Consider the following 12,905-nt stretch of genomic DNA (forward strand, 5'->3'; position numbering starts at 1 on the left):
CGCCACTGATTCCGAATACAGAATTCAGTGGGGGACTTACGGCGCAATAGTTAAAAGCTTGAGAGCATTACGCGATTTATGTCTGATACAGTATGGCATCCAAGCAATAGGGAACCCTGCTGAGAAGGCATCCTACATTAACGCACTCCTGACGTTCCCTGTTATAGCCTGTAAGCAAGTGTCAGAGAATAAAGGATTGAAGTCTCCTATGCTCTCTCAAGTACAAGCGCTAGAAGCAACGCTAGAGGCTATGGGAACACCTACACCGGAGCAGTCAGCATTGCTCAAAGTGACGATGGAGGGAAAGAAGCTAGAGTATCCAACACGGTATAGTCAAGAGAAGCTGTTTGGACTCTATCGGGTTAAATGGCATCTGGATACAGCATTAGAGATACTGGGAATGCTCTAAATTATCAATTAACCATTAGACCTCTAGCAAAAGTCGAAAACCCGCCCGAAAATAAATTTTCTTTTCTTATAGCTCAAGTCGGTTTAAACCGACTAATGGCAGTAGTTTTAGTCCGTTTAAACGGACTTTTGCTATAAGAAAAGAGACTTGAGTCTCTGGCGGTTCAAGTATTTTCGCAATAGGTTTATTGTCCAAAATCCGTACAAAAAATAATAGAGTACAAACCGTGAAGGTTTATACTCCATTACAGGGGAAAGACTAGGTAGTAAGCCGGGTTCTGTTCTCTTGCGAGGGCAGTTATCTATCTGGGACGCTTGTTACCAAACGCCTCTAGCGGCTCTCGTTGAGCGGAACTGGTAAAAGACCAACCATAGTTCCTATCGCCTTGCTCCCAACCGGGGTTTACCGAGCCAGCACCTCTCGATACTGCTGGTGCGCTCTTACCGCACCTTTGCACCCTTACCAAAGATTGGGGAGTCGGGAGTGGGGAGTGGGGAGTAGGGTTTTTCTTTCCCTATTCCCTATTCCCTATTCCCTAATTCTTGGCGGTATCTTTCTGTGGCACTATCCTCACGATCGCTCGCACTGGACGTTATCCAGCAAGTTTGGTCTTTCGGGAGTCCGGACTTTCCTCAAACCAGTAACTATGACTGATCTGCAACCGCCTGCGCCTACTCTCTCCTTAGATCCAGTGTAATCTTGGATGGCATACTATGTCTGGTTTGTATTACTTTTTTTTATTCCAAGGTAGAGCGTAAGTCCAAGGTAGTTTCCTGACTGTGAAAGGACAATTGATAATGCTAATGGCAGGGAAATCACGACCTGGGGATAGACCTAAACGCACTTCAGATATCCGTAGCACCAGTTGCAGGGAAAAGTCTAATGCCTTTCTTCTGTTAATAAAGTCGTTGTACAACTTTTTTTGCCCTTTTTGCAGCCCATTGATATCAATTAGTGGTTTTTTAGCTAAGTAGGTTCCAGTTATTTGATCGCGCTCGAAAACATCTTCTGCTGTCACCGTTTCAGAAAGTGTTTTCTTGGGGGCAATCAGGCTAGGACTTTGGGGTACTGCTAAGTCACGGGTTAAGTCTGGTGATTTGCGAATCACTCGGCGCGATTGCTTGCTATGTTCAACTACCAAAGAACTGTTGTCCCAGTCAACGTATACAGCAACATTATCAGATTTATTTTCAATGCTAATTCCTAAATCTTTCAAATCGTCAATTGGGTATGAGGATTTGAGTTTAAAGGAAATCCCAATTTGATCATCGAGATTGTGTTCTTTTAGTTGCTCGTCAACGATTCCTTTTTTAAACTCAAACTTAATTTGATCATCGATGGATTCAACCATGCGGTTAAAAACATAGGAAACACCGATAATATAAATCGTTAAAACTACTAAATTCTGGTCGCTACTCCTCATAAATTAAAATATTAACTCCCGATGCTAATGAATGTATATTTGACTGATCCCTCATCTGCAATTTTTAATTGCGCTTGATTATTACAGAATTTTGCAGCCAGCCTCGTCGCCAAAAAAAGAATAGCAAACCTAATGCGATCGCTAACATCACTGCCCAGCAAATAGGGTAGCCCCAATACGAATTCAACTCAGGCATATTATATGGCGATTTTTCAGTATTGAAATTCATCCCATATATTCCGGCAACAAAAGTCAGTGGAATAAAAATTGTTGAAACTATTGTTAGTACCTTCATGATTTCATTCATTTTGTTGCTTACTGCCGAAAGATACACATCCATTAATCCAGATGCTAGTTCTCGATAAGTTTCCACCATATCCATCACTTGTACCGTATGGTCATAACAATCTCGCAAGTAGATTCGCACTTCTTCACTAATCAAATCGGGAGCATCTCGAATTAAGGAATTAATTGCATCTCGCTGGGGCCAGATAGCACGGCGTAGTTGCAGTAATTCTCGCCTAATTTGATAAATATTTTGTAATGTTTGTGGGGTAGGTTTAACTATTACTTCCTCCTCTAACTCTTCGATTCGCTCACCATAAAGCTCCAGTACTGGGAAAAAGCCATCAATAATCGCATCTAACAGGGCATAAGCTAAATAATCCGCTCCCTGTTTACGGATAGTACCTTTGTTTTTTTCAATCCGCGATCGCACCGCTTCAAAGCAATCATGTTCTGGTTCTTCTTGTACTGTCAGTAAATAGTTTTTCCCTAATATCAAACTCACTTGCTCGCTGTGAAAACCACATATCCTTTCCTTTGGTACTACCATGCGGGCAATGAATAACAATTGGTCTTCATAATCCTCTGTTTTGGGACGCTCCGGTACATTAACTATATCTTCTAAAACTAGAGGATGTAACTCAAAAACGTTACCCAATCGTTGTAATATGTCTTGACTGCCTAAACCTTGTACGTCTACCCAAGAAATCGATTCCGTCTCCAGATAGGGGATACATTCTTCTGGAGTTGCTATTTGTTCCCGGATGAAATCGGTTTGGCTATAGTCAATCAAGAAAATTATCGGTGGTGGAGCATCTGCATCAATAAAAATGGTTCCAGGTATACTCCCTGGTTGGTGGTAGAACTCATCTTCATATGGCCTACTTACTATTTTGGGGAGGCGACTCAGTTTTCGTGCCATGCAATTTTACCTAATAACCCAAGTTGCTAGTTACTTGACTCGTGCGATCGCAAAAGTAGTAAAATCCCCTCCAAGAATAAAAACGGAGGGGATTATGCTAAATGAAATAATTACTGTCTATGCTATCATAGACGACTTCCTGAGAGCAATTGGACACAAAGAAGATTGTCGGCGAGAGATGAGCGACGCAGAAATTATCACAACAGCACTAATTGCGGCAATGTTCTTCGATGGTAATTATGCTTCATGTTGTAGCTATATGAAAGACCACAATTTGATACCAAATATGTTAGATAAATCCAGATTTAATAGACGACTACATAGCATTTCTATGCTGATAAATGACTTATTTCATCAAATAGGAATGATCTTCAAGGAAACAAGTGATTCCACAGAATATCTTCTGGACTCATTTCCCGTTCCAATTTGCGATAATATTCGTATTTTCCATGTCAAGCTAATTAAATCAGAAGAATATCGGGGTTATATAGCATCAAAAAAACGCTACTTTTATGGAATTAAAGTCCAATTATTAACGACTAAAAGCGGTATACCTGTTGAGGAAAGTCTTTATGCCTGGTAGTACTACTGATCTACGAGCTTTAAATAGTTTACCATTAAATTTACCATCAGACAGTCAGATATATGCTAACTCCGCATACACAGATTATACTGCCGAAGATGACCTTGTTGATTCGAGTGAGATGAAACTAGAAGTAATGAGAAAAAAGAATTCTAAACGTTCAGATAAGCCGTATATACAATATATAAAACAATCGACTCGTCACTATATTGAAACTGTATTTAGTGCTATTACTAGTATGCATCCAAAATTCATTCATGCAGTCACTTATGAAGGTTTTTTACCTAAGTTACAATCATTTATTTTTGCTTTTACTTTAAAAAAAGCATTCATGTAGCTAGTATTGTTTGACATTTATAATGAGTGGTATATATTTCGGTTACACACCAAGTAACCGAAGCGTTTTTCATGCGATCACATCGCTCTGCAGGTGCCAAGCACCCGGAGTCGCATAACCCGCAACTTGGATTATTATGTTCCCGGACGAGAGCGAATACGATCGGGTATATGATGGCGATCGCCTAATATTTCTAACAAGGGGCCATTTACGTCAAATTTAACCATACTTACCGACGCGACCAAAATATTCACCCGATAGCGATAGCGTCCCAAATCAATTCCCAGTAAACTGCAAAGCATAATCCGAATCGTGGCTTTATGGGAAACTACTAAAACATTACCTTGGGTATGTTTTTCTTGAATTTCAGCAATTACAGGCATAGAACGGTTAGCAATATCTACCGCAGTTTCTCCACCTAGTGGTGCATTCCAAGCGGGTTCTGTCAACCATTTTACATAGTTTTGGGCGTAATTCTCTTGGGCAAACGATTTACTCTTCCTTTCCCATTCGCCGTAACTACCTTCTCTAAGTCCGTCACGCAACTGCATATCCATACCGATAGCATCACAAAATGGCTTGGCAGTTGCAATTGTGCGTTTCATCGGGCTAACATAAACAGCCTCCCACAACAAGCTTTGATAAACATCGGCAAAACCGGACGCCATCTGCATCCCCTCTGTTGTCAACTCCGCATCAGTTTCACCGCAGAAATTACCACTTTGACTAAAAGTAGTTTCTCCATGTCGCAGTAAATATAAATTGAGTGTCATAGCTTGTATCGCGATTGGGATAGAAGAGTTTGTGCAAAAATAAAATACCATCAATCTCGCAATCGAGTCTGTGACACCAGGACAAACTAATCAACCCTGAGTCTATGATGAAATACAGACAAGCTGACCCAGACCTATCAACTGGCATTCGATAAAACGACATTGGCACAAGCCGCAGCCTCATCGGATCAATTTGGTCTGGATCGCATTGCTTTGGAGTAAGGTTGAATAACGTCGTTTGCTGAGGTGGTTGCCTTTCCCTCACCTTCTGTTGATAGTCCAAAATCTGAGATTTGCACTTCAAGAGCGCCTCAAGGTTCATTACCAGTGTTTCTGCTTTGCGTGCTGGTGTGACGGTCAAATTAGAAAATAAATTTAGCTGGTTGGGTTCCAAGGTGATTAATGGGAATGTACAAACCAGTGGATTATCCGCCACAACTCGATGGAGTTAAACCTGTTACCAGGTTTATTAGAGCGATCGCTGTTGGATTTTTGGGCATTTTAAAATAGCGTTTACTGAGTAGAGCCATATTAAAAGGATTTGGTCGCAGTAAGAAAAAACCAGTGCTTGAGGGCAATGAACTGACTACAGGTATTGTGCACCATCCTGTTACGATTTGGCAGGCTTGGATATCATTTACTGGCTGATAATGCCAGCGAGTAAGTTTTTCTGTCTCAGCCGCATTCATTGGTTCAAAACAAAAGTGCATTGACATACTCCCAACCGCTCACCCTATACCTTCTGCTAAAAGTATACTTCTTCTCGTTATTGACCAACAGCCTCTCGCCATCAGGAAAAGTCACAATCTGCTGTCAAACGTCGTTGGATTGCCTAGGTGCGATCGCTCTTTTCTAACACGATTGTAGCCAAATCTATCCAAACAGTACTCATCAAAGGTTTTGTGCGTAGATTGATATAATCTGCGATCGCCTACGGCGGGGCGTAGCCCATCGCGTAATTCTATTAAAGCTTTGCCTGCTTCAAAAAACGCCCGCTCCCACTTTCCTCTCCAAGTGCAGGCGGTAAGCTCACGCCATGCCGTCAGGCTTATCGCTTTGTTCCTACTCGGTTAATTCTGAAACTTCAACAGCATTAACTGTAGGCCGATCTCACCAAATCGCGTTGCTCCCCTATTAACCCAAGTTGCTAGTTATGCGATCGGAAGGTGAAAAAGAGATCACAAAAGTAATAAAATCCCCTCCAAGAAGAAAAACGGAGGGGAAAATGCTAAATAAAATAATTACCATCTATGCTATGATTGATGACTTACTTAGAGCAATTGGTGACAAAGAAGATTGTCGGCGAAATATGACTGATGCAGAAGTGATCACAACAGCAGTAGTTGCCTCACTAGTTGATTTCCTAAATCAATTCATGCAGTCACTTATAAAGGTTTCTTACTCAAATTACAAGCATTTATCTTTGCTTTTACTTTCAAACAAGCATTTATCTAGCTAGTAATAGTTTATACTCTTAGTTGAAAATCTATCTCTCGGTTATGGGCTGACGTAACCGAAGAGTTTTTGTGCGATCGCATGACTCTCCAGCTGCGAAGCACCCGGAGTCGCATAACTAGCAACTTGGGTTAATAGTCATTTGTCATTTGTCAGTGCTAAAAAGAACTGACTAGGGCAACCAAGACTTACACGTAATTTTACAAAATTTAATATAAAGACGGTAATTTCTAAATTAAGCAATTATTTCAGTGGTTAATTTGGTCATCAGCATTTTGTTAGTAACCAGTTGTACCCACAATTAATCATTGAAAAGTTTCATAATTACAGCTATTTTCAGATAAATAGGGTCGCGCGCTAAGGGTTACTTCCCAGCAATACAGATAACATACTCTAAATCAGCAATGCTATAAAAAACAGTTTGCCTTGGCAAGACAAACTGCTGAAAAAATATTTATCTGGGGGAGCAGAAATTAGAACATGCCCATGCCGCCCATACCGCCCATGCCGCCCATGCCGCCCATACCGCCCATACCGCCCATATCAGGGGCAGCAGCAGCAGATTTCTTCTCCGGCTTTTCAACAACGATCGCTTCGGTGGTTAAGACCAAACCAGCAATGGAACCAGCGTTTTGCAAAGCTGAACGCACGACTTTGGCAGGGTCGATAATACCAGCAGCAATCAAGTCTTCAAATTCCCCGGTAGCAGCGTTGTAGCCAATGTTGAAGTCGCTATCCCGGACTTTAGAGACGATCACAGAACCTTCAGCACCAGCGTTGTCTGCTATTTGGCGCAAGGGGGCTTCTAGCGCTCGTCCGACAATATCAGCCCCAATCTTTTCTTCCTCGTCTTGTAGGCTGTTTTTAATCGCTTCTACCGTCTTAGCTAAGTGAATTAGGGTCGTCCCACCACCAGGAACAATACCTTCTTCCACGGCGGCTTTAGTAGCGTTCAGCGCGTCTTCAATCCGCAGTTTGCGGTCTTTGAGTTCGGTTTCGGTTGCCGCACCCACTTTAATCACTGCTACACCGCCAGCGAGCTTGGCGATGCGTTCTTGGAGTTTTTCTTGATCGTATTCAGAATCGGTTTCTTCCAACTGTCGGCGAATTTGAGCAATCCGCTTTTGTACCTCTGGCTTTGTGACACTGCCAGCTACAATTGTGGTGTTTTCTTTGTCAATGGTGATTTTGCGGGCAGTTCCCAGCGCTTCTAGAGAAGCGGTATCCAAGCTCAAGCCGATTTCTTCAGAAATCAACTGTCCATCGGTGAGAATAGCAATATCTTCTAACAAAGCTTTGCGGCGATCGCCAAACCCAGGCGCTTTAATTGCAGCCACGGCCAATACACCCCGCGCTTTGTTCACCACCAGAGTTGCCAAAGCATCACCTTCGACATCTTCAGCGATAATTAGCAAGGGCTGACCAGAACGGGCAACTTTTTCCAAAATCGGCACTAAATCCTGGATGCTGCTGATTTTTTTATCTGTCACCAAGATCCGGGCGTTTTCAAATTCGACTATTTGCCGCTCGTTGTTGGTGACGAAGTAGGGAGAAATATAACCCCTATCAACCTGCATCCCCTCAACTACTTCTAGTTCGGTGGTTAGGGATTTGGATTCTTCAACGGTAATTACACCATCTTTGGTGACTTTTTCCATTGCTTCGGCTAACATTTGGCCAACTTCTTCATCGTTACCAGCAGAGACAGTGGCAACTTGAGCGATCGCACTTCCTTCTACTGGCTTGGCTACCCTGGCAATTTCGTGTACCAGTGCCTCAATAGTTTTGTCGATCCCGCGCTTCAAACTAACTGGGTTACTACCCGCCGCGACGTTCTTCAAACCTTCCCGAATCAAAGCCTGTGCTAAAACTGTGGCGGTGGTTGTACCATCCCCAGCGACATCTTTAGTTCTTGAGGCTACTTCCTGGATGAGTCTTGCACCAGTATTTTCCAAAGGATCTTCTAATTCAATTTCCTTGGCAACAGTGATACCATCGTTGACAATTTGAGGTGCGCCAAATTTTTTCTCTAAAAGGACATTGCGACCTTTAGGCCCCAAGGTGATTTTTACGGCATCGGCAAGGGCGTTAACACCCCTTTCTAGAGCTCGCCGCGATTCCTCGTTAAATGCAATAATTTTCGCCATGTTTTATTTCTCCAGCGCTTCCATTAGACAATTTAGCACTCACACGTCAAGAGTGCTAATCTCCCAAGCGGCTCAACTTACAAAATGGAAATAAAAAAATTGATTAATATACAGGTGATGCTCATATTAGATACAAGCAGTAATGCTTGAATTGGGAGATGAATCTAGACAACTCCCTTAAGTCCCTCGGTATTGCCGACCCTAGCGGCACCGGCTGGTTGGCGGTAGTATTTACGTTTCTCTTGGCTTGGGTTGTAACCTGGCGTTTAATTCCGACAGTACGCAAATTCGCCTTGCGGGTAGGTTGGGCTGACCAACCCAACGCACGGCGACTCAACCGAGAACCTTTACCCAATGCAGGGGGGCTGGCTATCTACGCGGGTGTAATTGCCGCGCTGGTATTAGCTAGCCTTTTACGACCTATCGAACTCCAAAACGTATTGGCTCAGGTACTCACTATTCTGTTGGGGGGTTCGATATTAGTCCTTGTAGGCTTTATCGATGATCAGTTCGGCTTACCGCCCTCTGTTCGATTGTGGGCACAAATTGTCACGGCACTGTTGCTGGTAGCTAATGGCATCAGCGTCAAAGTGATGTTTGGCACTCCCATCGACTCGCTGCTGTCCATGTCGCTAACAGTACTGTGGGTAGTAGGGATTACCAACGCCATCAACTTGATGGATGGTATGGATGGCTTGGCAGGAGGAATCAGCTTTATTACGGCGATGAGTTTGTTGGGTGTTGCAGCCCAATTTAACAATCGTGCAGCGGCAATCTTGGTACTCGCAGCCTTGGCAGGTGCTGCACTGGGCTTTTTGCGCCATAACTTCCATCCGTCACAAATTATTATGGGTGATGCCGGAGCATACTTTTTCGGCTATGTGCTAGCAGCAACCAGTATTTTAGGCAAATTGCAACAAAACACAGTTTATGCGCTAATTCCTACGGTTTTATTTCTGTTGTTACCAGTGCTAGACACCACTCAAGTATTTGTGCGGCGGCTACTAGCAGGAAATAACCCTCTGAGTACTCCTGGCAAAGACCACCTGCACCACCGCTTACTTGCTTGGGGACTCTCCCAGCGCAATGCTGCGTTCACGCTTTGGTCAATTACCTTAGTTTTCAACTTGCTGGCGATGAGAATACAAGGTATGAGTTTGGCTGTAATGCTGACTACCGCCAGTAGCATTATTCTTCTTTTGGGCTTTACTGTCTGGCAAAGGATACGCCAACAGCCTTAGTTGTTTGTAGGGTTAGCATTGTAATGCTACCCCTACTATGCTTTATTCTGTCCACAAAAAATTCAAGTTTGAGTTAAATTGTCTTGCAGCCAAACAACTAAATCTCCTTCTGTGGAAAAATCTAACAGTGCTTCGGCTAGATTTTCAAGCTGTTCAATAGATAACTGACTGATGCGCTCTAACAATTGCTGACTCAAATTACCAATGCGTCGTCGCAACTGGCGCATGACTACCTCTAGAGTCTGTTTTTGCCTGACTTCATTACGGACTTCTTCAATGATATCATCACGCACTTCCTCATAAATTCTGGTAGTTTTGATATCAAAATCACCGAGTCCAAACATTTTTATCAACTCCTGACGACTGATACGCGGTAGTTTGTAAACTACAATTGTTTCTATTAAATCTAGCACTTTTCCTTGAAGTGCTTTATCGCTCAATTCTGAACGTGTCCTTGTAATCAAACTTTTGACTAATATGGGAGTTTGTTTTTTATTTACAACTACTAATTTGATAATACCAACTCCCAAGGAATATTCAGTTACTTCTCCAAGCTCGTTTAGATATAGCCTCGTTACAAGTTGGCTTTCGAGTAAGACTCGATACGGTTGTACTTGGATTGGTTCAAGGCTGCGGCGAGGGAATATAACTACTGCTCGCCAATCTTTAGTAGGTGCGTAAAGTCGTAAATACAGAAATATTTCTGAAAATAAACGAGCGTAAAATTCGTTATCTTTTTGAAATTGAACCTCCACAAAATAAATCGGCTGACTACTAGTATCAGCAAGAGGAAGAAAGACTCCATCAATGCGAAATGCTGTTTGCTTTAATTCTACTGAAGCGAAATTATATGCATTTGCTTCTGATGCTTGCAGATTAATTAATTCAAAAAAAGCACTGGGAAAAGTTTGGAATAAACGATAAAAAATGGAGTCTGTTTTCATGCTAGTAGTCTGTCAATAAATAATTGATGGATAGATCCCCTGTAGAGACGGCGATTTATCGCGTCTCTCTAACGGTCTAAAGTAGCTCTTTATGGGGTGGGTTAAGCGCGATCGCCTTCACCCACCATTGAACACCAGAAGTTAGGAGTCCAAAGGCCAATTTGGCGGTCTTTTGGTATTTTTTAAAGCTTCATCCCGTGGGTTAAAAACCTGATTTTTCGTAGTCCACGGAGATGGAATATTAGAGAAACCGGGGATTATGAGAACTACTATCTTATGAAACGTTACAGTAATCTTTATCGAGAAATTATTGAGTTTGAAAATATATTGCTTGCTGCACGAAAATCGCCGAAAGGCAAGCGTTTTCGTGAACAAGTTTTACCGTTTAATTATAATTTAGAAACTGAATTAATCAAGATACAACTAAAATCGGTGCGTTACGCCGAGGGCTAACGCACCCTACGAAAATTGCTGGAGACGCGATTCATCGCGTCTCTACAATTTGATGAATTACGCCATTACCATACCGCCATCGACGTTAAAAACTTGTCCGGTGACGTAGGCGGCGGCGGGATCGGCGGCGAGGAAGCGCACCATCCCAGCGATTTCTTCTGGTTGACCGAAGCGACCGAGTGGGATGTATTTGAGAATATCTTCAGGGTTGTTGAGATCGCTGGTCATGTCGGTGGTGATGAATCCAGGGGCGACGGCGTTAACGGTGATCCCGCGAGTAGCGAGTTCTTTGGCAACGCTTTTGGTGAAGCCGATTACACCTGCTTTGGCGGCGCTGTAGTTTGATTGTCCTGGGTTGCCCATTAGCCCAGCAACGGAGGTAATGTTGATAATCCGCCCCGATCGCTGCTTCAGCATAATTTTACTGATTGCGCGTGTACATAAGAAAACACCAGTTAGATTAAGGTCTATCACAGCTTGCCAATCTTCTGTCTTCAAACGCAAAAGCAGATTGTCGCGGGTAATACCTGCGTTGTTGACTAAGATATCCACACGGTTGAACTTTTCGATGACGGACTTAACTAGTGCGTCTACTTGATCGCTTTTAGAAACGTCAGCTTGGATAGCGATCGCCTGACCTCCTGCTGCTGTAATTTCTGCAACAACTGCCTCAGCTGCTGCACTAGAACTGGCATAATTGACAACTGCGATCGCTCCCTGTATGGCTAATTCAATTGCGATCGCTCGGCCAATTCCTCGTGATGCACCTGTGACAATTGCGACTTTATCTTGTAATAATGTCATTTAATGTTCCTCAATCTTAGAAATACCGCGCTAATTATCTTATGGTGATTTCGGGAACATCTGAAATATTGTCTGGACAAAATCTAACTATTGCGGGGTGACAATCTTGCTGGCATGATGCAAATTAGATAGCTAATAGATAAGAAATAGTTAGTTATATTATGAAAAATACCCTTTGAAGAAGAAGTCAGAATTCAGAAGCCAGAAGTCAGAATTAATGAGTAATTAAATCTCTACAGTTATTTCTCTGTTAATGCATGAATAACTTGAAGCAATATATTGTTGCATTTAATTATAGCTGCGTAGGCGTAGGCAGTCGTAGACATCACTCTCAATACGGTTTGATCGCAAAGACGCGATAAATCGCCGTCTTTACAATAATCAGTCCTTTGTAGAGACGGCGATTTATCGCGTCTCTTGCCTTAATCGAACCGTATTGACATCACTCTCGTGAATGCCTCTATAATTATTTGGTTGCTCAGGATGGTTTAAATAGATATCTAGTTCATATGCACAAAGTACAATAATATACGTGTTTTATTATAATTATTTAAGATTTTTGGCGGGGAAATCAATCTATATTAACTAATCTAATCTTTTCCCAACAAAAACCCATAAACCTATACCGATTTTATTTTCTAAGAATTACTATTGAAACAAACAATTGAAAATCGGTGTGTGTCACATGGCAACTAAAAAGCAATTTAACAGCTTTGAAGAGATGCTGTCTGCTTCTGATGTACCTGTATTAGTAGATTTTTACGCTGACTGGTGTGGCCCATGCCAGATGATGGTGCCAATTTTAGAGCAAGTCAATGCCCAACTTAAGGATCGCCTGCGGATTGTGAAAATCGACACAGAAAAATACACAGACTTGGCTACTCAGTATCAAATTGCCTCTCTCCCAACCTTAGTACTATTTAAGCAGGGTCAGCCTGTGGATCGGATAGAGGGAGTGATGCAAGCACCGCAGTTGGTGCAACATCTACAAACAAAGATTTAAGCTAACACTTAGAATTTTGATTTTGGTTCTTAGAGGCGCGATATTTCGTGCCTCTTTCAGTAAATAGTAATTGTGCGCCTCTGTGCAATCAAATCACTGTTGAACTGAACTTGTAGCAGATAAAAT

The 12,905-nt window shown here is 42.4% G+C and carries 12 protein-coding genes, 1 other RNA gene and 3 pseudogenes; 7 read left to right on the forward strand and 9 right to left on the reverse strand.

Features of this window, described 5'->3' with window-relative positions:
* Window positions 1-409: hypothetical protein (locus tag HWQ23_RS19130; RefSeq protein WP_292831204.1), on the forward strand; the 409-nt coding region annotated here is incomplete at its 5' end.
* Between the two features lie 250 nt (window positions 410-659).
* Here HWQ23_RS19130 and rnpB read toward each other — a convergent pair.
* The 3 genes from rnpB to corA form a co-directional block, all read right to left on the reverse strand.
* Window positions 660-1,088, reverse strand: an RNA gene (gene rnpB / locus HWQ23_RS19135) — RNase P RNA component class A.
* A 48-nt stretch (window positions 1,089-1,136) separates the two neighbouring features.
* Window positions 1,137-1,832 (reverse strand): hypothetical protein, encoded by a 696-nt coding sequence (locus HWQ23_RS19140; protein ID WP_292831207.1) that lies wholly within the window; start codon window positions 1,830-1,832, stop codon window positions 1,137-1,139.
* Between the two features lie 64 nt (window positions 1,833-1,896).
* Window positions 1,897-3,039 carry a magnesium/cobalt transporter CorA gene (gene corA / locus HWQ23_RS19145; RefSeq protein ID WP_292831210.1) on the reverse strand — a complete coding sequence of 381 codons (1,143 nt, stop codon included), beginning with the start codon at window positions 3,037-3,039 and terminating at the stop codon, window positions 1,897-1,899.
* Between the two features lie 94 nt (window positions 3,040-3,133).
* Here corA and HWQ23_RS19150 point away from each other — a divergent pair.
* Window positions 3,134-3,959 (forward strand): annotated as a pseudogene (locus tag HWQ23_RS19150) (IS982 family transposase).
* A gap of 134 nt (window positions 3,960-4,093) precedes the next feature.
* On the opposite strand, the gene HWQ23_RS19155 reads toward HWQ23_RS19150, so the two are convergent.
* The 3 genes from HWQ23_RS19155 to HWQ23_RS19165 are packed head-to-tail and all read right to left on the reverse strand — an operon-like array spanning window position 4,094 to window position 5,442.
* A complete protein-coding gene (locus tag HWQ23_RS19155) occupies window positions 4,094-4,732 on the reverse strand; it encodes a histidine phosphatase family protein (RefSeq protein WP_292831214.1) in 639 nt (212 codons plus the stop codon).
* On the reverse strand, window positions 4,686-5,168 hold the full coding sequence (locus HWQ23_RS19160; RefSeq protein ID WP_292831217.1) for a hypothetical protein: 483 nt from the start codon (window positions 5,166-5,168) through the stop codon (window positions 4,686-4,688). The genes HWQ23_RS19155 and HWQ23_RS19160 overlap by 47 nt, the downstream gene beginning before the upstream one ends.
* On the reverse strand, window positions 5,158-5,442 hold the full coding sequence (locus tag HWQ23_RS19165) for a hypothetical protein (RefSeq protein WP_292831220.1): 285 nt from the start codon (window positions 5,440-5,442) through the stop codon (window positions 5,158-5,160). Before HWQ23_RS19165 ends, HWQ23_RS19160 begins: the two co-directional genes overlap by 11 nt.
* A 515-nt stretch (window positions 5,443-5,957) precedes the next feature.
* On the opposite strand from HWQ23_RS19165, the pseudogene HWQ23_RS33690 reads away from it, so the two are divergent.
* Both HWQ23_RS33690 and HWQ23_RS33695 read left to right on the forward strand, forming a co-directional pair.
* Window positions 5,958-6,086 (forward strand): annotated as a pseudogene (locus tag HWQ23_RS33690) (IS982 family transposase); the annotation flags it as partial.
* 5 nt (window positions 6,087-6,091) lie between these two features.
* Window positions 6,092-6,187: pseudogene (locus tag HWQ23_RS33695) on the forward strand (IS982 family transposase); the annotation flags it as partial.
* A 473-nt stretch (window positions 6,188-6,660) separates the two neighbouring features.
* Here the strand turns inward: HWQ23_RS33695 and groL are convergent.
* Window positions 6,661-8,334, reverse strand: coding sequence for a chaperonin GroEL (gene groL / locus HWQ23_RS19180; protein ID WP_292831226.1), 1,674 nt, complete (start codon window positions 8,332-8,334; stop codon window positions 6,661-6,663).
* 158 nt (window positions 8,335-8,492) lie between these two features.
* Here groL and HWQ23_RS19185 point away from each other — a divergent pair, with 158 nt between their 5' ends.
* Complete coding sequence (locus HWQ23_RS19185) at window positions 8,493-9,575, forward strand: MraY family glycosyltransferase (protein WP_292831228.1); 1,083 nt, start codon at window positions 8,493-8,495, stop codon at window positions 9,573-9,575.
* Between the two features lie 62 nt (window positions 9,576-9,637).
* On the opposite strand, the gene HWQ23_RS19190 is transcribed toward HWQ23_RS19185, so the two are convergent.
* Window positions 9,638-10,519 carry an Rpn family recombination-promoting nuclease/putative transposase gene (locus HWQ23_RS19190; protein WP_292831231.1) on the reverse strand — a complete coding sequence of 294 codons (882 nt, stop codon included), beginning with the start codon at window positions 10,517-10,519 and terminating at the stop codon, window positions 9,638-9,640.
* A gap of 276 nt (window positions 10,520-10,795) precedes the next feature.
* Between HWQ23_RS19190 and HWQ23_RS19195 the strand changes: the two genes are divergently transcribed.
* A complete protein-coding gene (locus tag HWQ23_RS19195; protein ID WP_375466669.1) occupies window positions 10,796-10,972 on the forward strand; it encodes a hypothetical protein in 177 nt (58 codons plus the stop codon).
* Window positions 10,973-11,029: 57 nt separating this feature from the next.
* Here HWQ23_RS19195 and fabG read toward each other — a convergent pair whose 3' ends face one another.
* Window positions 11,030-11,776, reverse strand: a complete 747-nt coding sequence (gene fabG, locus HWQ23_RS19200; RefSeq protein ID WP_292831234.1) for a 3-oxoacyl-[acyl-carrier-protein] reductase — start codon at window positions 11,774-11,776, stop codon at window positions 11,030-11,032.
* A 685-nt stretch (window positions 11,777-12,461) separates the two neighbouring features.
* Between fabG and trxA the strand changes: the two genes are divergently transcribed.
* A complete protein-coding gene (gene trxA, locus HWQ23_RS19205; RefSeq protein WP_292831237.1) occupies window positions 12,462-12,779 on the forward strand; it encodes a thioredoxin in 318 nt (105 codons plus the stop codon).
* Window positions 12,780-12,905 lie beyond the last annotated feature (126 nt).

This window comes from Nostoc sp. JL33, assembly GCF_017114985.1.
In the GTDB taxonomy this organism is placed as follows: domain Bacteria; phylum Cyanobacteriota; class Cyanobacteriia; order Cyanobacteriales; family Nostocaceae; genus Nostoc.

Bases quoted from the DNA above. Each gene is read 5' to 3' on its own strand.
- trxA (WP_292831237.1), top strand. From the start codon at position 12,462: ATGGCAACTAAAAAGCAATTTAACAGCTTTGAAGAGATGCTGTCTGCT.
- corA (WP_292831210.1), bottom strand. From the start codon at position 3,039: ATGGCACGAAAACTGAGTCGCCTCCCCAAAATAGTAAGTAGGCCATAT.
- HWQ23_RS19155 (WP_292831214.1), bottom strand. From the start codon at position 4,732: ATGACACTCAATTTATATTTACTGCGACATGGAGAAACTACTTTTAGT.
- HWQ23_RS19190 (WP_292831231.1), bottom strand. From the start codon at position 10,519: ATGAAAACAGACTCCATTTTTTATCGTTTATTCCAAACTTTTCCCAGT.
- HWQ23_RS19185 (WP_292831228.1), top strand. From the start codon at position 8,493: ATGAATCTAGACAACTCCCTTAAGTCCCTCGGTATTGCCGACCCTAGC.
- fabG (WP_292831234.1), bottom strand. From the start codon at position 11,776: ATGACATTATTACAAGATAAAGTCGCAATTGTCACAGGTGCATCACGA.
- HWQ23_RS19140 (WP_292831207.1), bottom strand. From the start codon at position 1,832: ATGAGGAGTAGCGACCAGAATTTAGTAGTTTTAACGATTTATATTATC.
- HWQ23_RS19165 (WP_292831220.1), bottom strand. From the start codon at position 5,442: ATGCACTTTTGTTTTGAACCAATGAATGCGGCTGAGACAGAAAAACTT.
- HWQ23_RS19195 (WP_375466669.1), top strand. From the start codon at position 10,796: ATGAAACGTTACAGTAATCTTTATCGAGAAATTATTGAGTTTGAAAAT.
- groL (WP_292831226.1), bottom strand. From the start codon at position 8,334: ATGGCGAAAATTATTGCATTTAACGAGGAATCGCGGCGAGCTCTAGAA.